The organism is Comamonas testosteroni (assembly GCF_014076415.1).
GTDB lineage: Bacteria > Pseudomonadota > Gammaproteobacteria > Burkholderiales > Burkholderiaceae_C > Comamonas > Comamonas testosteroni_F.
On sequence record NZ_CP043568.1, the window covers coordinates 537,995 to 556,569 of the forward strand.

Here is an 18,575-nt window from a genome sequence, read left to right on the forward strand (position 1 = left end):
ACGCCTGGCAGGAATTCAGCTTTATGTACACGAGGACTCTGGCAGCTCTGCCGACATGGCGCATTTTCTGCGCACCGTGGATGAGATCTGGAGCCGTCAGGCGCCGCCGCTGCTGATATCGCCACAGTCCCGCCAGGTCCTGTGCAATCTTCTCGAACATGCACCTCATGGCAGTCCCTGGATCGAGGTGCGCGGCGACTGGCTGCAGCAGGATGAAGGTATCTACGAGCTGGTACAGAAGGCCAAGGCACGCGGGCTGATGCTGGTCTGGGGAGGATCGCTGGCCGATGTGCCCGATGCCGATGCGGCGCGCTGCTTTGCCAGCAGCCTGCTGAGCCTGCCACCAGAAGGTGCTGCGGGACTGCCCAATGTGGTGCGCCCAAGCCAACCGGCAAAGGATGCGGACAAGGAGACTGCCTCGGGCTTTTTTGCCACCCAGCCCCTGAATCTGCTGGACGGTCAGATGTACCAGAGCCTGCAGAGCCTGGAGCTGGCGCGCTCCTGTCTCGACGAACACGAAGCGGCAGCCGTCGCAGGTTGGCCCGTGGCCGACACCATGCAGGCTTTTCGGCTGCAGCAGCCCCAGCCATCGCGCGATGCGCTCTTCAGGCTCATGAAGGCCATCGACAAGGAACAGTCCCTGGATGTGATGGAAGAGATCCTGGGCTCGGATCCGGTGCTGGCCTACCGCTTTTTGCTCTATACCAACTCGGCCGCACTGGGACTGCGCCGCGGCGTGGACTCGCTGCGCCGCGGGCTGGTGATGCTGGGGCTTGGCACGCTGGAGCGCTGGCTGGCCGACCAGCTGCCCCATGCCTGTACCGAACAGAATCTGGTGCCTCTGCGCACCCAGGTCGTGCTGCGCGCCAGGCTGGCCGAGCAACTGATCGAGGCCGGGGTGGGCCTGGATCTGCAGCGCGAGATGTATCTATGCAGCCTGTTCTCGCAGCTGGATTTGCTGCTGCATGAGCCGGTGGCCATCATCTTGCGACGCACACCGCTGAACGAGCGCATCTTCGATGCCATCGTCACGCGCACCGGTCCCTATGCGGCCGTGCTGCAGATGAGCCAGGCCTTGGAGAGCCGCGACCCGGCGCCCATCCGGCAGTTGCGCGAGCAGGAGGAGTGGGAGGCAGAAGACCTCAACCGGATGCTGCTGCGCATGCTCAGCGAACTCAAGCTGGGCATGCCGCAAGCTCAGACCTGAGTGTCTGGGTGGAAATTCACTGAAAACAGGCTCTATCTCCTGATAGGTCAGCCTATGCAGCTATCAAATTGATGGATGCGTTGTGAGGCAGAGTCGTGCATAAGCAGGGCTTGGCTGCCGCTTATCCGCGCATTGCCTGGGCGTCGGATTCGGACAATTGGCGCATCCAATCCGTCCGTGCGTCATGTCCGAATCCCAAGACAAAAACCTGCCCGCCACCGAACGCAAGCTGCAGAAAACGCGTGAAGAAGGGCAAGGTGCGCGCTCGCGCGATCTGTCGCACCTGGCAATTCTGGGCACGGGCGCTTTGTTGGTGCTGATGGGCACGCAGCCCATGATCAATCATCTGCGCGAGGCCATGGCCCGGCAACTGGTGTTCAATGCCGCGACAGCCAAGACTCCGGCGCTGATGCTGGAGCGCTTTCAGTCCATGCTGATGCTGGGTCTTGGAATTTCCGTGATCTTTGCGCTGGTGACCACCACGGCCTCGGTGCTGTCCGGCGTGGCTGCAGGTGGCTGGATCTTCAGCTTCAAGCCCATTCAGCCGCGCTTTGGCAAGCTCAACCCCTTGTCTGGCCTCAAGAATCTGTTTTCCAAGCAGCAGCTGACAACGGTGGTCAAGATGGTGTTCCTGACCATCGTGCTGGGCTTCGTGGCCTGGAAGTACATGAGTGCCAATATTGCCGAGATCGCATCGGTTTCGGCCCAGCCATCGCCCATGGCGCTCGCCATGGTGGGTTCCTGGCTGACCACGGGCGTTACCCTGCTGTTGATCGTGGTGCTGCTGTTGGCCCTGATCGACGTGCCACTGCAGGCTTTTCTCTTCAAGTCGCGCCTCAAGATGAGTCATGAGGAAGTCAAGCAGGAGCACAAGGAGTCCGAAGGCAACCCGCAGCTCAAGGGCAAGATTCGCCAGAAGCAGCGCGAGATTGCCGACCGGGCCAGCGTCTCGGCCGTGCCGAAAGCCGACTTTGTGGTCACCAACCCTACCCACTATGCCGTGGCGCTGCGCTATGACGACGCCACGATGGCCGCGCCCCAGGTGATCGCCAAGGGCACGGATCTGGTGGCGCTCAAGATTCGCGAAATTGCGGGCGCGCATCAGATTCCGGTGCTGGAGTCTCCCATGCTGGCGCGCGCTCTCTATGCCCATGCCGATCTGGATCAGGCCATCCCCGCTGCGCTCTACACGGCCGTGGCCCAGGTGCTGGCCTATGTCTATCGTCTCAAGGCTGCACTGAGCGGCCAGGGTCCCATGCCCGATGCCCTGGGCGAGCCCCCCGTGCCCGTGGAGCTGGATCCGCACCGCGGCCGCACCCCGCCTGCGGCGGTCGATGCTGCTGCGCAGCAAGAAGGTAATCTGTGATGTCGTCGAATCGTCTGCAACTGTTCCAGAAGTGGTCTGGCTCCAATGCCGGTGCCCTGCAAGGGATGACTGCTCCCATTCTGGTGGTGGCCATTCTGGGCCTGATGGTGTTGCCCGTTCCGCCCTGGCTGCTGGACACCTTCTTCACCCTCAATATTGCCGTGGCGCTGATGGTGATGATGGTGGCGGCCTATATGATCAAGCCGCTGGATTTTGCGGCCTTTCCCTCGGTGCTGCTGCTGACCACGCTGATGCGTCTGTCGCTCAACGTGGCGTCGACGCGCGTGGTGCTGATGGAGGGCCACACCGGCCCCGGCGCTGCGGGCGCGGTGATCGAGGCTTTCGGTCACTTCCTGATCGGTGGCAACTTTGCCGTGGGTCTGATCGTGTTCAGCATTCTGGTGGTCATCAACTTCGTGGTGATTACCAAGGGTGCTGAACGCATTGCCGAAGTCTCGGCCCGCTTCACGCTGGACGCGATGCCCGGCAAGCAGATGGCCGTGGACGCGGATCTGAATGCCGGTCTGATCGACGAGAAGGAAGCCAAGCGCCGTCGTGCCGAAGTGGGCGAAGAGGCCAATTTCTTCGGTTCCATGGACGGTGCCAGCAAGTTTGTGCGCGGCGACGCGATTGCCGGCATCCTGATTCTGGTGATCAACGTCATCGGCGGCCTGATCATCGGCATGGCCCAGCACGGCTTGTCCGCGGGTCAGGCGGCTGACAGCTATATCCTGCTGGCCGTGGGCGATGCGCTGGTGGCGCAGATTCCGGGTCTGTTGATCTCGGTGGCATCGGCCATGGTGATCTCGCGCGTGGGCAAGGAATCCGACATGGGCCGCCAGATCGTGCAGCAGCTGTTCATGTCGCCCAAGGTGCTGGGCATCACTGCCGGCGTGATGATCCTGCTGGGCCTGATTCCCGGCATGCCGCATCTGGTGTTCATCAGCATGGGGGCCTTGCTGGGCTGGGGAGCCTGGATGCTGGACAAACGGGAGAAAGCCCGCGTCGCAGAAGAAAACAGCGCCGCGGCGCCCCAGCAGCAGGCTGTGCAGGGTGACGGCGAAGCGAGCTGGGACGATCTGCAACCCGTGGATCTGCTGGGCCTGGAGCTGGGCTACCGCCTGATTGCCTTGGTGGACAAGAGCCGCCAGGGCGACCTGCTGACGCGTATCAAGGGCGTGCGCCGCAAGTTTGCGCAGGAGGTGGGCTTTCTGCCGCCGGCCGTGCATGTGCGCGACAACCTGGAACTCAAGCCCAGCGCCTATCGCATGACGCTGCGCGGCGTCATGGTGGGCGAGGGCGAAGCCTTCCCCGGCATGTTCCTGGCCATCAACCCCGGCGGCATCACTACGCCGCTGATCGGCACGGCCACGACCGATCCGGCCTTCGGCCTGCCCGCGCACTGGATCGACGAGCGGCAAAAGGAAGCGGCACAAATGGCCGGTTTTACCGTCGTTGATTCGGAAACCGTGATGGCGACGCATTTGTCACACTTGATGCAAGTGCACGCGGCCAAGCTGTTGTCTCGTACCGAGACGCAGCAGCTCGTTGACCATGTGGCCAAGCTGGCCCCCAAACTCATCGAAGAAGTCATCCCGAAAATGGTGCCCATCACAACGTTCCAGAAAGTGCTCCAGCTGCTGCTGGAGGACTCTGTGCACATTCGTGATATCCGCACCATCATCGAGACGCTGGCTGAAAACGCCACGCAGACGACCGACCCGGTGGAGCTGGCGCGTCGCGTGCGCATTGCACTGTCGCCTGCCATCGTGCAGCAGATCTACGGTCCGACCCGCGAGCTCAATGTGATTGCCATCGAGCCCGGCCTGGAGCGTCTGCTGGTGCAGGCACTGTCGAACCCCAATGCGCCATCGCTGGACCCCGGCGTGGCTGAAATCCTCACACAAAAAGCGGTCGATGTGGCCAACCAACAGGAAGAGCTGGGCCTGCCCGCCTGTCTGCTGGTGCCGGACGCGATCCGCAACTCTCTTGCCAAGCTGCTGCGCCGTGTGGCGCCGCGTCTGCAGGTGCTCGCGCACAGCGAGATTCCCGAGACGCACACCATCCGCATCGGCCCGATTCTTAAAGGTGCAACCGCATGAATATCAAACGCTTTTACGCCCCGACCGCCCGCGAGGCCCTGGCCAAGGCGCGCATGGTTTTTGGCGACGGCACCCTGATTCTGTCCAATCGTCAGACTCCGGACGGAGTCGAGGTCATGGCCACTGCCGAAGAGACCCTGCAGGACATGGATGCCGGCATGCAGACCAGCTCGCCCCTGCAGAAGGCACTGGAGCGCCGCGCGAGCGACGAAGGCATGAGTCTGCGCAAGGAGCACTCGCCTCTGGCCACCGCTGCTGCCAGGCGCAGCCCGGGCGGTGAAGCCATGAGTACGCTGGAGCATGTGCAGGCACGCCAGACAGCCAGGCAGGAGCAGGCCCGCGAGATGCAGGTTCAGGCCAAGCCGGTCAAGGCCATCAATGAACTGGCCCAGCATTCCGTGCAGGACGATGTGGAGCAACTGTCCATGAGCACGCTGACTTTCCAGGACTATGTGCGCGAACGCATGCTGCGCCGTCGCCATGAGTCGTCGCTGGACAGCAACGAAGCCCTGCCCACTTTTGCCCAGCGAGTGCAGGAGCGCAACAACGAGCGCCCCGCCATGGCTGCCAAGTCTCAGGCGGCCAGTGCTGCGGTGGTCCGTCACAATCCTCTGCGCCCCGAGAAGATTCAGCTCAAGGAAAGCGCCAGGCCCGCCAGCGTGGCTGCGCCCCAGAACTTCATGCAGGAGATGCAGTCCATGAAGGATCTGATCGAGGAGCGCTTCAACACGCTGACCTGGCTGGGCCAGACGCGTCAGAACCCGATCCAGTCCAGCCTGATGCACAAGCTCATCCGTGCCGGATACTCGCCCGCACTTGCGCGTGCGCTGATCGAGAAGCTCCCCGAGACGCTCTCCGCCGGCGACGCCGTGCGCTGGCTGATGCAGGTGCTGGAGCGCAATCTGCGCACCGATGCCGCCCAGCCCGCCATCTACGAGCAGGGCGGGGTGTTTGCACTGGTCGGTGCGACCGGCGTGGGCAAGACCACGACCACGGCCAAGCTGGCGGCGTTGTGTGCGGCCAAGCATGGCCCCGCGTCGGTGGGCCTGATCACGCTGGATACCTACCGTATCGGCGGTCATGATCAGCTGCGCACCTATGCCCGCATGCTGGGCATGGTGGCCCATCAGGCCCATGACAAGGCCGCGCTGCAGGACCTGCTGGGCCTGCTGCAAAGCAAGAAGATGGTGCTGATCGACACGACCGGCGTGGCCCCGCGCGATCCGCGCAAGGACGAGATCATGGATGTGCTGGCCATTGAGGGCGTTCAGCAGTTGCTGGCCGTCAATGCGGCCGCACAGGGCGATGCGCAGGACGATGTCATGCAGGCCTTCAAGGCACGCGGATCGCAACACGCCATCCTCACCAAGGTCGATGAAGCCGTGAAGGTCGGTCCCTCGGTGGATACGCTGATTCGCCATCAGATCCAGCTGCGCGGCGTGACCAATGGCCAGCGCGTGCCCGAAGACTTCGAGCGCGCCAACGCGCAGTTGCTGGTCTCGGCCTCCATGCGCTCGGCTGCCAAGTCGGCCTTTGATCCTCAGTCTCTGGATCTGGACTTCTTCTTCACCCCTTCGTCCGTGAGCGGCGCAGAGGCTGCCCATGCTTGAGCGTCGCTCGCCCCTGCATCAGGGCATGGCCCTGCATGTGAGTGATGCCAGCACCGCCGGCTTGCGTGTGCTGGCAGTGCTGCACAGCGCATCGGGTGCGGCTGCCGAACAGGCTGTGCTCTGGCCGCTGTGCGCCCAGCTGCAGCGCCTGGGTCAGAAGGTACTGGTGCTTGATGGCAGCCAGGCCGAATCCTTTCACACGCCAGGTCTTGCTCAGCTACTGGCTCAGCATGCCTGGCAGGCCCAGGCGGGACTGCGCGCAAGCGTCGGCGATGCCCAGTCGGTGGCCAGCCTGCCAGCGCGGCTGGGCCTCAAGCAGCTCAAGGCCTCGGCCGACGAGATGGGGCTGGACATGCTGACGGCCCTGCAAGCCTATGTGCGCGGCTATACCACCGTGCTCATCTATGCGAGCAGTGAAACCTTGACGCCGCTGCTGCAAGGGCAGGGCCTGCAGCCGCTGCTGGTCGTGCCACCCGATTCCGAACACCTCATCGAAAGCTACCGTCAGCTCAAGCATCTGGCCGTGTTTGCAGGCGTGGAGTGCACGATTGCCGCCCTGGAAGCGCCGCTCGCGGCTGACGGTCCGCAGAAATACGACTGGAGCCGCAAGCAGAGCAGCTCGCAGACAGCCAAGCAAAATGCTCAGACACGCTTGCAGCGACTGAATGCACTGCTACAGTGTTCGCAGCGTCACCTGGGCGATGCCCCGGTGCTCATGCGCCTGCGCTGGCGCCAGGCCAGTGATCTGCATCAGCTCACGCTGCACATGCTCAAGACGGCCTGCATCCTGCCCATGCATGCCCAGCCCACGGCGGCTGTCGCGCCTGAATCTCTTGTCTGGAGCCATTGACTGCCATGTACACCGCCAAAGGCCAACTCGACCGCGACGCGCTGATTCGTCAGCATGTGCCGCTTGTGCGTCGGATTGCCTTGCACATGATCGCCAAACTGCCACCGAACGTCGAGCTGGATGATTTGATCCAGGTCGGCATGATCGGTCTGGCTGAAGCGCTGTCGCGCTTCGAGAGCGAGCAAGGCGTGCAATTCGACACTTTCGCCAGCCAGCGCATCCGTGGCGCCATGCTGGACGAACTGCGCGAAGGCGACTGGATGAGCCGCAGTTCGCGCAAAAGCCAGAAGGAAATCGAGCAGGCGCTCAACCGTCTGGAACAGCGCCTGGGCCGGCCCCCGCTGGAGTCGGAAATCGCGGCCGAGCTGGGCATGGCCCTGGACGACTACCAGTCCCTGCTGGGCAAGGTGCGCGGCACGCAGCTGGTCTATCTCGAGGACATAGGCGGCGGTGACGGCGACGATGGCGACGACTACCTGGAGCGGCATGTGGCCGACTCGGGCGCCGACCCCTTTGCCCTGCTGCGCGACCAGCGCATGCGCTCCGCACTGGTAGAGGCCATCAAGGCCCTGCCGGAGCGTGAGCAATATGTGATGGGCATGTACTACGAGCACGACATGAACCTCAAGGAAATTGCCGCCGTGCTTGGCGTGACCGAATCGCGGGTCTGCCAGCTGCACAGCCAGGCCATCGCCCGCCTGCGCACCAAGATGCGCTCGCATTGATCCCCTGAAACGGCTTGCCAGGCGCGGGCCGTTCACCACAACAGAAGCCGCCGCGCAGGCAGAGTCCATCTGCCCACGCGGCGGCTTTGCTTCTGTGACGCAGCCTGGCTGCGCTCTGGTGCTTCGCTATCGATGGCTTGTAGCGTTCTATGGCATTGGGTTCATGGATGTTTTGATCGATCATCCGTCGTCGCTGCAAGCAAAAAGCCCTGTTGCATCGCTGCAGCAGGGCTTTGGCTTGAGTGGCTTTGCAATCAGTGCATCACATGCGGCTGACCGTCGAACATATGCTCGAAACTCGCCAGCCAGGGCTCGGCCAGCACGCGAATCTGGGCATCGTTGCGCAAGATACGCTGCATGATGCGCGCCTTTTCCTTGCGCAGTTCGGGCGCCAGCTTTTCATCGCGAGAGCGAAAGCGCAGCTGCTCGATCAGCACGGCACAAGTGCCCTCATAGCGCGCAACACCATCCCAGTCCTTGGCCTGGGCGGCCTGCAGCATCTTGGCACTGCTTTCCTCTATGGCCCGGTAGAAGTCGATCAATGTGTGCTCCATATATGCATTGTTTTATTGCCCAGCTGCAGCAGCAGGAACGGAACCGATTTCTTGCCAGCCTTGGGCGACAGGTTCCACCAGCGAGACCACCTCTTCCACGGCCTGCACGTCATTGCGCAAATTGGCGTGAGTCAGGCGCTGAATGCAATAGTCGTACAAGGCGCCCAGGTTGGCGGCAAGCTCTCCGCCCTGTTCGCGATTGAGGCTGCCCTTGAGGCCTTCTTCCAGAATGCGCACCGCACGGCCCAGCTGAGTGCCCTTGACCTCTACTTCGCCGCGTTCAATTGCGCCGCGTGCGGCATTCAGGTTCTGCAACAGCCCCTCAAACAGCATCTGAATCAGGCGATGTGGCGATGCGCTTTCCACGCCAGACTGAGCACCTACCTGGCGATAGGCGCTCGCAGCGCGGGAAAAAGAGGGGGTATACATGGCAGGCTTCCTTGTCAACGACTTGCCTTGGATATCGGCAGTCGCTTTCCAAAATCAAGTTTTTTTTGGCCCCGTGCAGAACTGAGCCGTTTTACGCAAAACGCGAATCCTCAGCTGCTCTTGTTCCAGGCAGCAATCTGGTTCTGCATATAGGTACTGAGCGCCGAAATGGAGGACATCTGCGAGTCCAAAGCCGAGTATTGACGCGTCAGCTTGGCCTCCAGCGTCGTTGCCCCTTCGGTTACCTTATCCTGGTCCTTCTGGTTGTTTTTCTTGCGCAGCTCCAGCGCATCCGTCTTACTGTTCAGCGTCCCATCATAGGCGAGCAACTCGTCTGTGAATTTCTTCATGCCCACGGCAATGCCGCCACCCGAGCCATCGCTGGAGGACTTGGCGGCGAAAAGCGATTTGAGGGCATCGGGCGAGTCCAGGGCCTTGTCCAGCTTTTCAGACTTGGTGATCTTCAGCGAGCCATCCTTGTATTCGATGCCTATATCCGCAAGACGCTTAAGATCGCCCGAAGCATTGCTGGCCGAGCCGCTAAGCAGGGAGCGCAGTCTGCTTTGCAGACTGATCGTGGCCGAATCGCCCTGGAACAGTCCAGACGGGTCGTTCTCGTCGGCCAAGGATGTCTGTTTGCCGCTCTCGTCCCGCATGCCCTTGGTGGTCTTGGTCAGCAAGTCATTCAAGGCATTGAAAGCGTCTACAAAGTCCTGAATGTTCTTCTTGGTGGCGGTCTTGTCGGCCGTTACGGAGACGCGCGCAGGCTTGTCCACATTGGTCGCCTGATCGACCGTCACCTGGTTGACCGTGATCTTCAAGCCCGGCAACACATTGTCGAAATTGTCCGTGCTGGAGGCTTGCGTCACGCCGTTGATCGTGATCAGAGCATCCTGTGCCCCTTGGTTGGTAGGGATAGAGAAGTTGCCCACTGCCGAGCCGCTATCCGCTACGCTGAATGCAGCATCTCCTCCTGTTGCCTTGGAGCGCAGCATCAATTGCTCGTTGCCCGCGCCATCGCGCATCACCAGGGCTTGCATGCCCGAGGCGTTCTCATTGATTTTCGCGGCCAGCGTGGTTAACGTGTCGCTGCTGGTGTACTTGACGTCCACCGCTACACCAGTCTTGGTGTTCTGGATGCTCAGTGTGCCTTCCGCCCCCATCTTCTGATCCACAGTACGTGGAGCGCTCACCGATGTCTGCGATCGCGCGAGCTGGGTCACCGACACGTCATACGTCGCTGCGCTGGTAATGCCCGATACCGTCATCGACACTGCGGAGTTGCTGGAGTTGATGGTCATCGAATTCCAGCCGCTATCGCGCGTGAGCTTGGCATTCGCATCGGCCAGCGTGCTCGACAGCGACTTGATCTGAGCATAGGTCGAAATCTGGGTCTGGATGGTCTGCTGCTTGACCTGCAGTCCTGCCAAAGGCTGCTTCTGCAACGACACCATCTTGCTGATGATGTCCGAAACATTCAGACCGCTGCCAATACCCACAGAGGAAATTGCCATTTTCTACTCCTTGTGGCCGTGGACTCCCGCAGTCCATGCCTATCACTGCCGCCCATTCTGGGGCAAGAAGAAAAAATCAAAAGCATGAAAAGCAGCATGAGGCCTTGTCTATCGCGGCTTTGGACCCTGGACTCACAGCTTTTCCTGCCTCTTTCTCGGCTTTTTCGAGGAGAACTTGAGTGCTTTTCGCAGGCCAATGCAAAAAAGGCGGTCCTGCATGCGCAAGACCGCCATCAAAAAGCAAACTTTCACTAAAGCTTGCCTGCGATGCCTTTCATCAAGACGACGCAGGCAACTACCGTCATCAGCGCAGCAGGCTCAGAACCTGCTGGGGCAGTTGGTTGGCCTGGGCCACCATCGCCGTGCCGGCCTGCTGCAGGATCTGCGTGCGGCTCAGGTTGGCGGTTTCCTTGGCGAAGTCGGCATCAGTGATGCGGCCGCGGGCTGCAGTGATGTTCTCGCTCTGGATGTCGATGTTCTCGGTGGCCTTATCGAAGCGGGTCTGAACCGCTCCCAAATCTGCACGAGCAGAATTCACACTCGTGATTGCACCGTCAATCTTCTGCAACGCATCCCAGGCGCCTTTTTGGGTCGAGATATCCAGATCCGAAATACCGGTAGTCGGATTCTTTTCGGTGGAACCTGTTGTAAAAGATGTTGGAAAGCTGGTTCCGCCTGAGGCGGTAATGGTCATGGCGGAGTAAGTGCCGCCCTCCTTAATTGTGCCGCGCAGGTCAAAGCCCTTACCATCATCTGTGATGTAGGCAGTGACGCCGGTATCAGCTGTCTTGGAGTTGATGGCAGCAATGACAGCACCCAGAGCTTCCTGATCCGAGGGGGCGTTAGCCATCTTACCAATCGTGGCCGTGGACGAGGCTCCATCCGCGCCAGTAATGGTGATGCTGACATCTGCGCCAGTCATCATGGCTCCAGTAACGGCCGCGTTGGCAACAGCACCTTCTGCGTAATGCGAATTACCCAGCGAGGCCACTTTAGCATTGCCCAGAGCGCCCACGGTGATGTTGTCGCCCGAATTGGCGCCAACCTGGAACGTTGCACCGTTGAAGCTACCGTCCAACAGCTTCTTGCCGTTGAAGCTGGTGGTCTTGGCCACGCGGTCCACTTCGTCGCTCAGTTGCTTGAGTTCCGATTGCAGTGCCTCGCGGTCGCTCTTGCTGTTGGTGGCATTGCCGGACTGCACGGACAGTTCGCGCATGCGTTGCAGCATGTCACCCACCTTACCCAAGGCACCTTCTGCCGTCTGGGCCAGAGAGATACCGTCATTCGCATTGCGAGAGGCAACAGACAGGCCGCGCACCTGGGTGCTCATGCGCTCGGCAATGGCCAGGCCGGCTGCATCGTCCTTGGCGCTGTTGACACGCAGACCCGAAGACAGGCGCTGCATGGAGGTCGCCAGCGAGTTGCCAGACAGCCCCAGATTGCGTTGTGCATTGATGGACACAACATTGGTGTTAATGGTCATTGCCATTTGAGTTCCCCTTTTTCCTAACGCTCACTCTGTGATACAGAATCCGGCGGCGACAAGCACGCGAAGAACATGCCTACACCCACCAACTCCTTTTTCAGGCAGTCTGGCTACCCGTCCTTGTCAAAGCCCTGCGACAAACCAGGGAGTACACCCCAGAGCTTTGTATTCGTATCAAGCCTTGACGAAGCAGCGCTTCCTCAAGGTTTGCTCCATGCTTACTTCAGCAGGCTCAGCACTTGCTGGGGCAACTGATTGGCCTGGGCCACCATGGCTGTGCCGGCTTGCTGCAGAATCTGCGTGCGACTCAGGTTGGCGGTTTCCTTGGCAAAGTCCGCATCTACGATGCGTCCACGCGCGGCCGTGATGTTCTCGTTCTGGATATCAATGTTTTCGATTGACTTCTCGAAACGAGTCTGGACTGCACCCAGTTCGGCACGTGCAGAGTTCACGGAGGTGATGGCTCCATCAATCTTTTGCAGAGCATCCCAGGCACCCTTTTGAGATGAAATATCAAGATCCTCGATACCCGTCTCGGTCTTCTCTGCTGCACCTGACAAGGTGCCTAAATTGACACTCGTTCCGCCTGCCGCCGTCAGTGTGAGGGCTGTATATGTGCCGCCTTCTGTAATGGTTCCGCGCAGGTCGAAGCCATCACCCGTGTCATTCATGTATGCGGTCACACCCGTGTCGGCCGTCTTGGAGTTGATGGCCGCGATGACACGACCCAGCGCCTCAGCATCTGTAGGGGCATTCGCCATCTTGTCAATCTTCACGTCCGTCGTACCACCGTTGGCCCCACCGATGGTGATCGTTACGTCCGTGCCGGTCATCATGGCTCCGGTCACCGAAGAGCTAACTGTAGCTTCCGCATAGTGCGAGCTACCCAGCGCGTTCACCTTTGCGTTGCCCAGAGCGCCCACCGTAATGTTGTCGCCGGAGTTGGCGCCCACCTGAAACACGCCGCCAGCAAAGCTGCCGTCCAGCAGCTTTGCACCATTGAACGTAGTGGTCTTGGCCACGCGATCCACTTCGTCGCTCAGCTGCTTGAGTTCGGCCTGCAATGCCTCACGATCACTCTTGCTGTTGGTGGCATTACCGGATTGCACGGTCAGTTCTCGCATGCGCTGCAGCATGTCTCCTACCTTGCCCAAGGCCCCTTCGGCTGTTTGGGCCAGCGAGATTCCATCATTGGCATTGCGCGATGCGACGGACAGACCGCGGACCTGGGTGCTCATGCGTTCGGCAATGGCCAGGCCAGCCGCATCGTCCTTGGCGCTGTTGACACGCAGGCCCGAGGACAGGCGTTGCATCGATGTGGCCAGTGAGTTGCCTGACAGACCCAGGTTGCGCTGTGCGTTGATCGAGACAACGTTGGTGTTGATGGTCATGGCCATGATGGAATCCCTTTATGCAGACGGTACGGATGAATGGTTTGCTTGGTTGCCGGAGCCTTGCATTTGCTGCCTCTTTGGGCTTTGCTTGCCGCTTTTTTGCGGCTTGCCTGCTCCGTACAATCCAGTTATCGGGCTGTATTTTTTTTTCTTTAGCGTTTTTTCATTTCACCCGTAGCAAGCTACCAAGGGCTTGACGCGCTAGGCTGACGCATCACAAGAGCTTCCGTTTCGAGAGCGGCATCAGACTGGCAGCGAAACGCATTTGGGCTGAGCTCACCTAGCGGCTATAAGCGGGCCAGTGGCGGATGGCTCGTCGCAAGGTCAGGGAAAGCAGCAAGAAGGCTGGGAATTGACGCTTTATTCGGTCGTATGCATGTCAGCGGTTCATAGAAAAATCCTCACATCGCTAGGTTTGCCAATCGCTTAACCAGTGTCTTTGGTCACTGCTGCGATGCTCCAAGCCCTAATTCCGGAGGTTTCTAGACATGGCTGCGACCATCAACACCAACATCATCTCGATCAACGCCCAGCGCAATCTAGCCCTCTCGGGTGGTTCGCTGGCGACCTCCATGCAGCGCCTGTCTTCGGGCCTGCGTGTCAACAGCGCCAAGGACGATGCGGCCGGCCTGGCCATTGCCGAGCGCATGAATACTCAGGTGCGTGGCCTGCAGGTCGCATCGCGCAATGCCAACGATGGCATCTCGCTGGCCCAGACGGCCGAGGGTGCATTGGGCAAGGTGGGCGACATGCTGCAGCGCATGCGCGAGCTGGCCGTGCAAGCCGGCAATGCGACCAATAGCAAGAGCGACCGCGAAGCGCTGCAGGCCGAAGTCAAGCAGTTGTCCTCCGAAATCGATCGTGTTGCCAAGCAGACCAATTTCAACGGCCAGAAGCTGCTGGAGGGCAGCTTTGCGGGTGCAGTGTTCCAGGTGGGGGCCAACTCGGGTGACAACATCACGCTGGGCGCCTTGGCCGATACGCGGTCCTCGCAGCTGTCTTCTGTTTCCTATGGACAGTCAACAGTCTCCTCGGTCGCGACTGCACAGCCCATTGCTGCAGGCCAGCCCCTTGCCGATTTCAGCGCGGCGGCAGCCGATTTGACCATCACCATTGGCGGTGGTGCTGCGATCAACCTGGGGCCACTGGCCGAAGCAGGCAGCCCCCAGGAGCGCCTGGGCCAGATCGTGGAAGCCATCAACAACAAGACCGGCGATACCGGCGTGACCGCCTATCTGACCAAGATTGATGGTTCCGAGAACTACCAGGTGGACATTCTGTCCAACAAGCTTGACGGCAGCGGCAACCCCGTATCCGTGACCTTTGGCGGAGCGGACTTCAGTGCGGCAAGTGTGGGCCTCAACCCAGCGGCCAATCCTGCAGGCATCAGCTTGACCGGCGGTGCCGCTCCTGCAGCAGGTTCGATCAGCAAGGCGCAGGGCATCGAAAACATTGATGTATCCACCCAAGCCGGAGCCTGGGTTGCCTTGCAGAAGATCGACAGCGCCGTGGACCAGATCAACAGCGCACGAGCCACGCTGGGCGCCATGCAGAGCCGTTTCGAGAACGCGGTCAACAATATCGACATCCAGTCCGAAAACCTCTCGGCCGCACGAGGACGCATCGTCGATGCAGACTTTGCCAAGGAAACCGCCAACCTGAGCCGCACGCAGATCCTGCAGCAGGCCGGCACGGCCATGGTGGCCCAGGCCAACCAGATTCCCCAGCAAGTGCTGCAATTGCTGCAAAAATAAGAGGCTTTGCGACGATGCTCCCGCCATCGTTCGGAAAACTCCTCGGGCCGCTTGTTCGCCATGGCTGACAAGCGGCTTTTTTACATAATCGGATCATCATGTCTTCTATCAATATCGATCAATTCATCGAAAATTTTCTGAGCGCCGTTGACTTCCAGGAGTCCGTGGAGGTCACACCCGAGACCGAACTCAAAAGCCTGCCCGAATGGGATTCGCTGGCCGCACTGGGCGTAATCGTGATGTTCGACGTGGAATTCGGCAAGACCATCACCGGTAACGATCTCAAGACCTGCGTCACCCTCACCGACCTTTACAAGTTGCTCGGCTAAGCCCGGAAAGGCATCCTATGGCGCTGTCTACACTGCATAACGTCCGCGTTGCGGGCATGGCAAGCTGTGTGCCCAAACGCGTGGTTTCCAATCTGGAGGATTGCCCTCCCTCGCAGCGCTCCGAGCGCGAGCGGCTAGTGCGCAATATCGGCATCCAGACCCGGCGGCTATGTCCTGATTGGCAATGCTTTTCAGACTTGGCGTTCGCCGCTACCGAAAAGCTCTTGGAAGATTTGCAGTGGCAGCGCGAAGAAATCGGTGCGCTGATCGTCATCACCCAGTCGCCTGACTACCTGATCCCATCCACCGCCATCATTTTGCAAGACCGTCTGGGCCTGCCCCAGACCACCATTGCGTTTGACGTGAACCTGGGCTGCTCGGGCTACCCTTTTGGTCTGCATCTGGTCGGCAGCATGATCTCTGCAGGCGGTGTGAAAAAGGCACTGCTGCTGGTGGGAGATAAATCCGGCAGCTATCGCGACCCGCTTTTCTCCGATGCAGGTACGGTGACGGCACTGGAATTCGACAGCAGCGCGAGCCCTATGTTCTTTAACCTGAACAGCGATGGCAGTGGCTACAAAGCCATTTTCAAACCTGTGGGCGGGCATAGGGAACCATTTGCGCCGCACCACAGCAGCCCCATCCGCGCCGAGGATGGCAGCATTGCCTCCTGGCCCAGTGACCTGGTGCTGGACGGCCCAGCCGTCTTGAGCTTCTCTACCCAGCGTGTACCGCCTGCCGTGCTGCAGACACTGGAGTATGCAGGTGTGGAAAAAGAGGCTGTCGATTACTTTGTGTTCCACCAGGCCAACCGGATGATCAACGAAACCATCCGCAAAAAGCTGGCCTTGCCCGTGGAAAAAGTCCCCAGCACACTGGCCGACTATGGCAATACCAGCGGCGCCACTCTGCCTGTCACCATGACGGCCCGCCTGCACGAAGCGCTGTCCGCCGGCAGACACAAGCTGCTGCTGTCAGGCTTTGGCATCGGACTGTCGTGGGGCAGCTGTATTCTGGATGTGGAAAACGCAGTCTTCCCCGCCATGCTGGAGGCTTGAAACCATGGACACCACTTTCAATCCGTTCTCTCTCGCGGACAGGCGCATTCTGGTCACGGGCTCCACCTCGGGCTTGGGCAAAACCATTGCCCTGACCTGCGCACGCATGGGCGCAGAAATCATCTGTACCGGTCGCGATGCCGAGCGCCTAGCGCAGACGCTGGCCGAGTTGCAGGCTCTTTCGGCCCGGCCACACCAAGGCGTGCAGGCCGATCTGACGCAGCCCGAAGGCCGCGATGCGCTAATGGCCGCTGTCGGCCAAACCGCGCTCCACGGCGTGGTACACAGCGCAGGCATTTCACGCCTGAGCCCCGTGCGCATGCTGACCGAGCAGCATTTGCGTGAAGTGCAGTCCATCAACGTGGATGCCCCCATGCTGCTGACGCAAGCCCTGCTCAAGCGCAATCTGGTGGCAGCCGACGGCTCCATGGTGTTCATTGCCAGCATTGCCGCGCATATCGGCGTGCCCGGCGTGGCCGCCTATTCCGGCACCAAGGCCGCGCTGCTGGCCATGGTGCGCTGCCTGGCAATGGAAGTCATCAAACGTCGCATCCGCGCCAATTGCCTCTCACCCGCGCTGGTCGAAACCCCGCTGCTGGAGGCCACCGCCACCATGATCGGCTCCATGGAACAAGAACGCGGCAATTACCCGCTGGGTTTTGGCAAGCCTGAGGACATCGCCAATGCTGCCGTATTCCTGCTCTCCGGAGCCAGCCGCTGGATAACCGGTACAACACTGGTCATGGACGGTGGTTTGACCATCAGCTGAGGAACTTACCGACATGCAATCGACAGACACCCGGCGCTCCTTGCTGATCGTGGGAGCTGGCGGCTTCGGACGCGAGGTTCTGTGCTACATCGAGGATGACAACCCCCTGTTTCGGATCAAAGGTTTTCTGGACAGCCGTTCCAACGCACTCGATACCACGCCCAGAGATGTACCCATCGTTGGCGATCCGCTGACTTATGCACCAGAGCCAGGCGAAGCGTTCATGGCAGCGCTGGGAGATCCTCAGCAGCGTTTCAAATACACCGCCGCGCTGCGCGATATCCACCATGTCGATTTCGCCACCGTGGTGCATCCGCGCGCGCGCATCAACCGCCATGCACGCATGCGCCACGGCTGCATCGTCGCGCCGCATGTCGGCGTTTCGGTGGATGTACAGATCGGTGAATTCACCCATATTCAAGAATACACGGTGATCGGCCACGACGCACAGATCGGAAATTGGTGCCAAATCAACAGCCATTGCACGATTGCCGGTGGTGCAAGAATTGGGAATTTCGTGACCATTCACCCCAATTGCGTCATCACCAGCCGCGCTGTGATTGGTGATGGCGTGACCGTCGGACCAGGCAGCGTGGTCATGGGCAAGATTCCAAGCGGTATTACCGTACTCGGGAACCCGGCACGCCGATTCAGCTTCAAATAGAACCAGCCATCTCTTATCAAGAGAAATCAAACATCTAGTATTTAATTAAAATAATCCATGGGACTACTTGATCATAATTTTCAGCTTGCCAGTGGAGAGCGAGTCACTGCTATCGCAATTGACAATATTCCTCCCGATCACTTGGCACGCTATGAATTTGCCGCTGAATGTCTGAAAGATATGCAGCCAGAACTCGAAAACTCCCCCTTGATCGGAGCCGACATATTTTGTGGTTCAGGCTATGGCTCTCATATACTGGCTCAGCGACTGCCTTGCTTTCTTCTTGGAATCGATGGGTCGTCTGAAGCCATTCAGCAGGCATCTCAGCATTACACAGATTTCAATCTTTTATTTAGTCACAAGTTTTTCCCCTTCACCCTGCCACCACGGCATTTTGACTTCATTGTCTCCATGGAGTCTCTTGAACATGTAGAAAATGGAGATTTATTCTTTAAAGTTTTATCGCAATCTATAAAACCAGGGGGGCGATTGATAATTTCAGCACCCAATTCTGAAGTTGTTGATCTCGCAAAAAACCCTTATCCGTGGCATTACCATCATTTCACAAAACAAGAAATCATGGATATGGGGAAGAAATATGGACTGGTTCATCAAGTCTGCATGGGTGCCGAATGTACGGTTGTCGATAAAAGCACAGGCAAGGTTGTTGCAGGAAATTATTACAGCCCGATAAGTGGGAAATTACGCCAAGACTATCCTGGAGATACTTTGACGCACTTCTTCAAAAAACCCGCATAAGACCC

The 18,575-nt window shown here is 59.7% G+C and carries 17 protein-coding genes; 12 read left to right on the plus strand and 5 right to left on the minus strand.

From position 1 onward, the window contains the following. Nucleotides 1-55 precede the first annotated feature (55 nt). The 6 genes from F0P97_RS02445 (at nt 56) to F0P97_RS02470 (ending at nt 7,860) form a co-directional block, all read left to right on the plus strand. Nucleotides 56-1,207, plus strand: a complete 1,152-nt coding sequence (locus F0P97_RS02445) for an HDOD domain-containing protein (protein WP_182287082.1) — start codon at nt 56-58, stop codon at nt 1,205-1,207. A 184-nt stretch (nt 1,208-1,391) separates the two neighbouring features. Continuing rightward, on the plus strand, nt 1,392-2,573 hold the full coding sequence (flhB, locus tag F0P97_RS02450) for a flagellar biosynthesis protein FlhB (protein ID WP_182285483.1): 1,182 nt from the start codon (nt 1,392-1,394) through the stop codon (nt 2,571-2,573). After that, entirely contained in the window at nt 2,573-4,675 is a 2,103-nt protein-coding gene (flhA, locus tag F0P97_RS02455; RefSeq protein ID WP_182285484.1) for a flagellar biosynthesis protein FlhA, read from the plus strand. Before flhB ends, flhA begins: the two co-directional genes overlap by 1 nt. After that, complete coding sequence (gene flhF, locus F0P97_RS02460) at nt 4,672-6,285, plus strand: flagellar biosynthesis protein FlhF (protein ID WP_182285485.1); 1,614 nt, start codon at nt 4,672-4,674, stop codon at nt 6,283-6,285. Before flhA ends, flhF begins: the two co-directional genes overlap by 4 nt. Continuing rightward, nucleotides 6,278-7,135: a hypothetical protein gene (locus F0P97_RS02465; RefSeq protein ID WP_182285486.1), complete on the plus strand. Its 858-nt coding sequence runs from the start codon at nt 6,278-6,280 to the stop codon at nt 7,133-7,135. Before flhF ends, F0P97_RS02465 begins: the two co-directional genes overlap by 8 nt. A 5-nt stretch (nt 7,136-7,140) precedes the next feature. Then, nucleotides 7,141-7,860, plus strand: a complete 720-nt coding sequence (locus F0P97_RS02470) for an RNA polymerase sigma factor FliA (RefSeq protein ID WP_003059180.1) — start codon at nt 7,141-7,143, stop codon at nt 7,858-7,860. A gap of 254 nt (nt 7,861-8,114) precedes the next feature. Here the strand turns inward: F0P97_RS02470 and F0P97_RS02475 are convergent, their stop codons facing one another. The 5 genes from F0P97_RS02475 to F0P97_RS02495 all read right to left on the minus strand — a co-directional run bounded on the left by F0P97_RS02475 (nt 8,115) and on the right by F0P97_RS02495 (nt 13,240). Next, nucleotides 8,115-8,414, minus strand: a complete 300-nt coding sequence (locus F0P97_RS02475; protein ID WP_003059178.1) for a flagellar protein FliT — start codon at nt 8,412-8,414, stop codon at nt 8,115-8,117. 12 nt (nt 8,415-8,426) lie between these two features. Further along, complete coding sequence (gene fliS, locus F0P97_RS02480) at nt 8,427-8,843, minus strand: flagellar export chaperone FliS (RefSeq protein WP_043006475.1); 417 nt, start codon at nt 8,841-8,843, stop codon at nt 8,427-8,429. A gap of 110 nt (nt 8,844-8,953) precedes the next feature. Further along, complete coding sequence (fliD, locus tag F0P97_RS02485) at nt 8,954-10,357, minus strand: flagellar filament capping protein FliD (protein WP_182285487.1); 1,404 nt, start codon at nt 10,355-10,357, stop codon at nt 8,954-8,956. A gap of 304 nt (nt 10,358-10,661) precedes the next feature. Next, the gene (locus F0P97_RS02490; RefSeq protein ID WP_182285488.1) at nt 10,662-11,846 is read right to left on the minus strand and encodes a flagellin; all 1,185 of its coding nucleotides are present in this window, start codon (nt 11,844-11,846) and stop codon (nt 10,662-10,664) included. Nucleotides 11,847-12,061: 215 nt separating this feature from the next. Beyond that, nucleotides 12,062-13,240 carry a flagellin gene (locus tag F0P97_RS02495; protein WP_182285489.1) on the minus strand — a complete coding sequence of 393 codons (1,179 nt, stop codon included), beginning with the start codon at nt 13,238-13,240 and terminating at the stop codon, nt 12,062-12,064. Between the two features lie 485 nt (nt 13,241-13,725). Here F0P97_RS02495 and F0P97_RS02500 point away from each other — a divergent pair, with 485 nt between their 5' ends. The 6 genes from F0P97_RS02500 to F0P97_RS02525 all read left to right on the plus strand — a co-directional run bounded on the left by F0P97_RS02500 (nt 13,726) and on the right by F0P97_RS02525 (nt 18,570). After that, entirely contained in the window at nt 13,726-14,991 is a 1,266-nt protein-coding gene (locus F0P97_RS02500; protein WP_182285490.1) for a flagellin, read from the plus strand. 98 nt (nt 14,992-15,089) lie between these two features. Next, nucleotides 15,090-15,320 (plus strand): acyl carrier protein, encoded by a 231-nt coding sequence (locus tag F0P97_RS02505; protein WP_182285491.1) that lies wholly within the window; start codon nt 15,090-15,092, stop codon nt 15,318-15,320. Nucleotides 15,321-15,337: 17 nt separating this feature from the next. Beyond that, nucleotides 15,338-16,378, plus strand: a complete 1,041-nt coding sequence (locus F0P97_RS02510) for a ketoacyl-ACP synthase III (RefSeq protein ID WP_182285492.1) — start codon at nt 15,338-15,340, stop codon at nt 16,376-16,378. Nucleotides 16,379-16,382: 4 nt separating this feature from the next. Continuing rightward, nucleotides 16,383-17,147 (plus strand): SDR family NAD(P)-dependent oxidoreductase, encoded by a 765-nt coding sequence (locus tag F0P97_RS02515; protein WP_182285493.1) that lies wholly within the window; start codon nt 16,383-16,385, stop codon nt 17,145-17,147. Between the two features lie 13 nt (nt 17,148-17,160). Further along, nucleotides 17,161-17,811 carry an acetyltransferase gene (locus F0P97_RS02520; RefSeq protein ID WP_182285494.1) on the plus strand — a complete coding sequence of 217 codons (651 nt, stop codon included), beginning with the start codon at nt 17,161-17,163 and terminating at the stop codon, nt 17,809-17,811. 57 nt (nt 17,812-17,868) lie between these two features. Then, nucleotides 17,869-18,570: a class I SAM-dependent methyltransferase gene (locus F0P97_RS02525; protein WP_182285495.1), complete on the plus strand. Its 702-nt coding sequence runs from the start codon at nt 17,869-17,871 to the stop codon at nt 18,568-18,570. Nucleotides 18,571-18,575: the final 5 nt, after the last annotated feature.

Bases quoted from the DNA above. Each gene is read 5' to 3' on its own strand.
- F0P97_RS02515 (WP_182285493.1), top strand. From the start codon at position 16,383: ATGGACACCACTTTCAATCCGTTCTCTCTCGCGGACAGGCGCATTCTG.
- F0P97_RS02500 (WP_182285490.1), top strand. From the start codon at position 13,726: ATGGCTGCGACCATCAACACCAACATCATCTCGATCAACGCCCAGCGC.
- F0P97_RS02505 (WP_182285491.1), top strand. From the start codon at position 15,090: ATGTCTTCTATCAATATCGATCAATTCATCGAAAATTTTCTGAGCGCC.
- F0P97_RS02465 (WP_182285486.1), top strand. From the start codon at position 6,278: ATGCTTGAGCGTCGCTCGCCCCTGCATCAGGGCATGGCCCTGCATGTG.
- fliS (WP_043006475.1), bottom strand. From the start codon at position 8,843: ATGTATACCCCCTCTTTTTCCCGCGCTGCGAGCGCCTATCGCCAGGTA.
- flhF (WP_182285485.1), top strand. From the start codon at position 4,672: ATGAATATCAAACGCTTTTACGCCCCGACCGCCCGCGAGGCCCTGGCC.
- F0P97_RS02525 (WP_182285495.1), top strand. From the start codon at position 17,869: ATGGGACTACTTGATCATAATTTTCAGCTTGCCAGTGGAGAGCGAGTC.
- F0P97_RS02470 (WP_003059180.1), top strand. From the start codon at position 7,141: ATGTACACCGCCAAAGGCCAACTCGACCGCGACGCGCTGATTCGTCAG.
- fliD (WP_182285487.1), bottom strand. From the start codon at position 10,357: ATGGCAATTTCCTCTGTGGGTATTGGCAGCGGTCTGAATGTTTCGGAC.
- flhA (WP_182285484.1), top strand. From the start codon at position 2,573: ATGTCGTCGAATCGTCTGCAACTGTTCCAGAAGTGGTCTGGCTCCAAT.
- F0P97_RS02475 (WP_003059178.1), bottom strand. From the start codon at position 8,414: ATGGAGCACACATTGATCGACTTCTACCGGGCCATAGAGGAAAGCAGT.
- F0P97_RS02510 (WP_182285492.1), top strand. From the start codon at position 15,338: ATGGCGCTGTCTACACTGCATAACGTCCGCGTTGCGGGCATGGCAAGC.
- F0P97_RS02520 (WP_182285494.1), top strand. From the start codon at position 17,161: ATGCAATCGACAGACACCCGGCGCTCCTTGCTGATCGTGGGAGCTGGC.
- F0P97_RS02490 (WP_182285488.1), bottom strand. From the start codon at position 11,846: ATGGCAATGACCATTAACACCAATGTTGTGTCCATCAATGCACAACGC.
- F0P97_RS02445 (WP_182287082.1), top strand. From the start codon at position 56: ATGGCGCATTTTCTGCGCACCGTGGATGAGATCTGGAGCCGTCAGGCG.
- flhB (WP_182285483.1), top strand. From the start codon at position 1,392: ATGTCCGAATCCCAAGACAAAAACCTGCCCGCCACCGAACGCAAGCTG.
- F0P97_RS02495 (WP_182285489.1), bottom strand. From the start codon at position 13,240: ATGGCCATGACCATCAACACCAACGTTGTCTCGATCAACGCACAGCGC.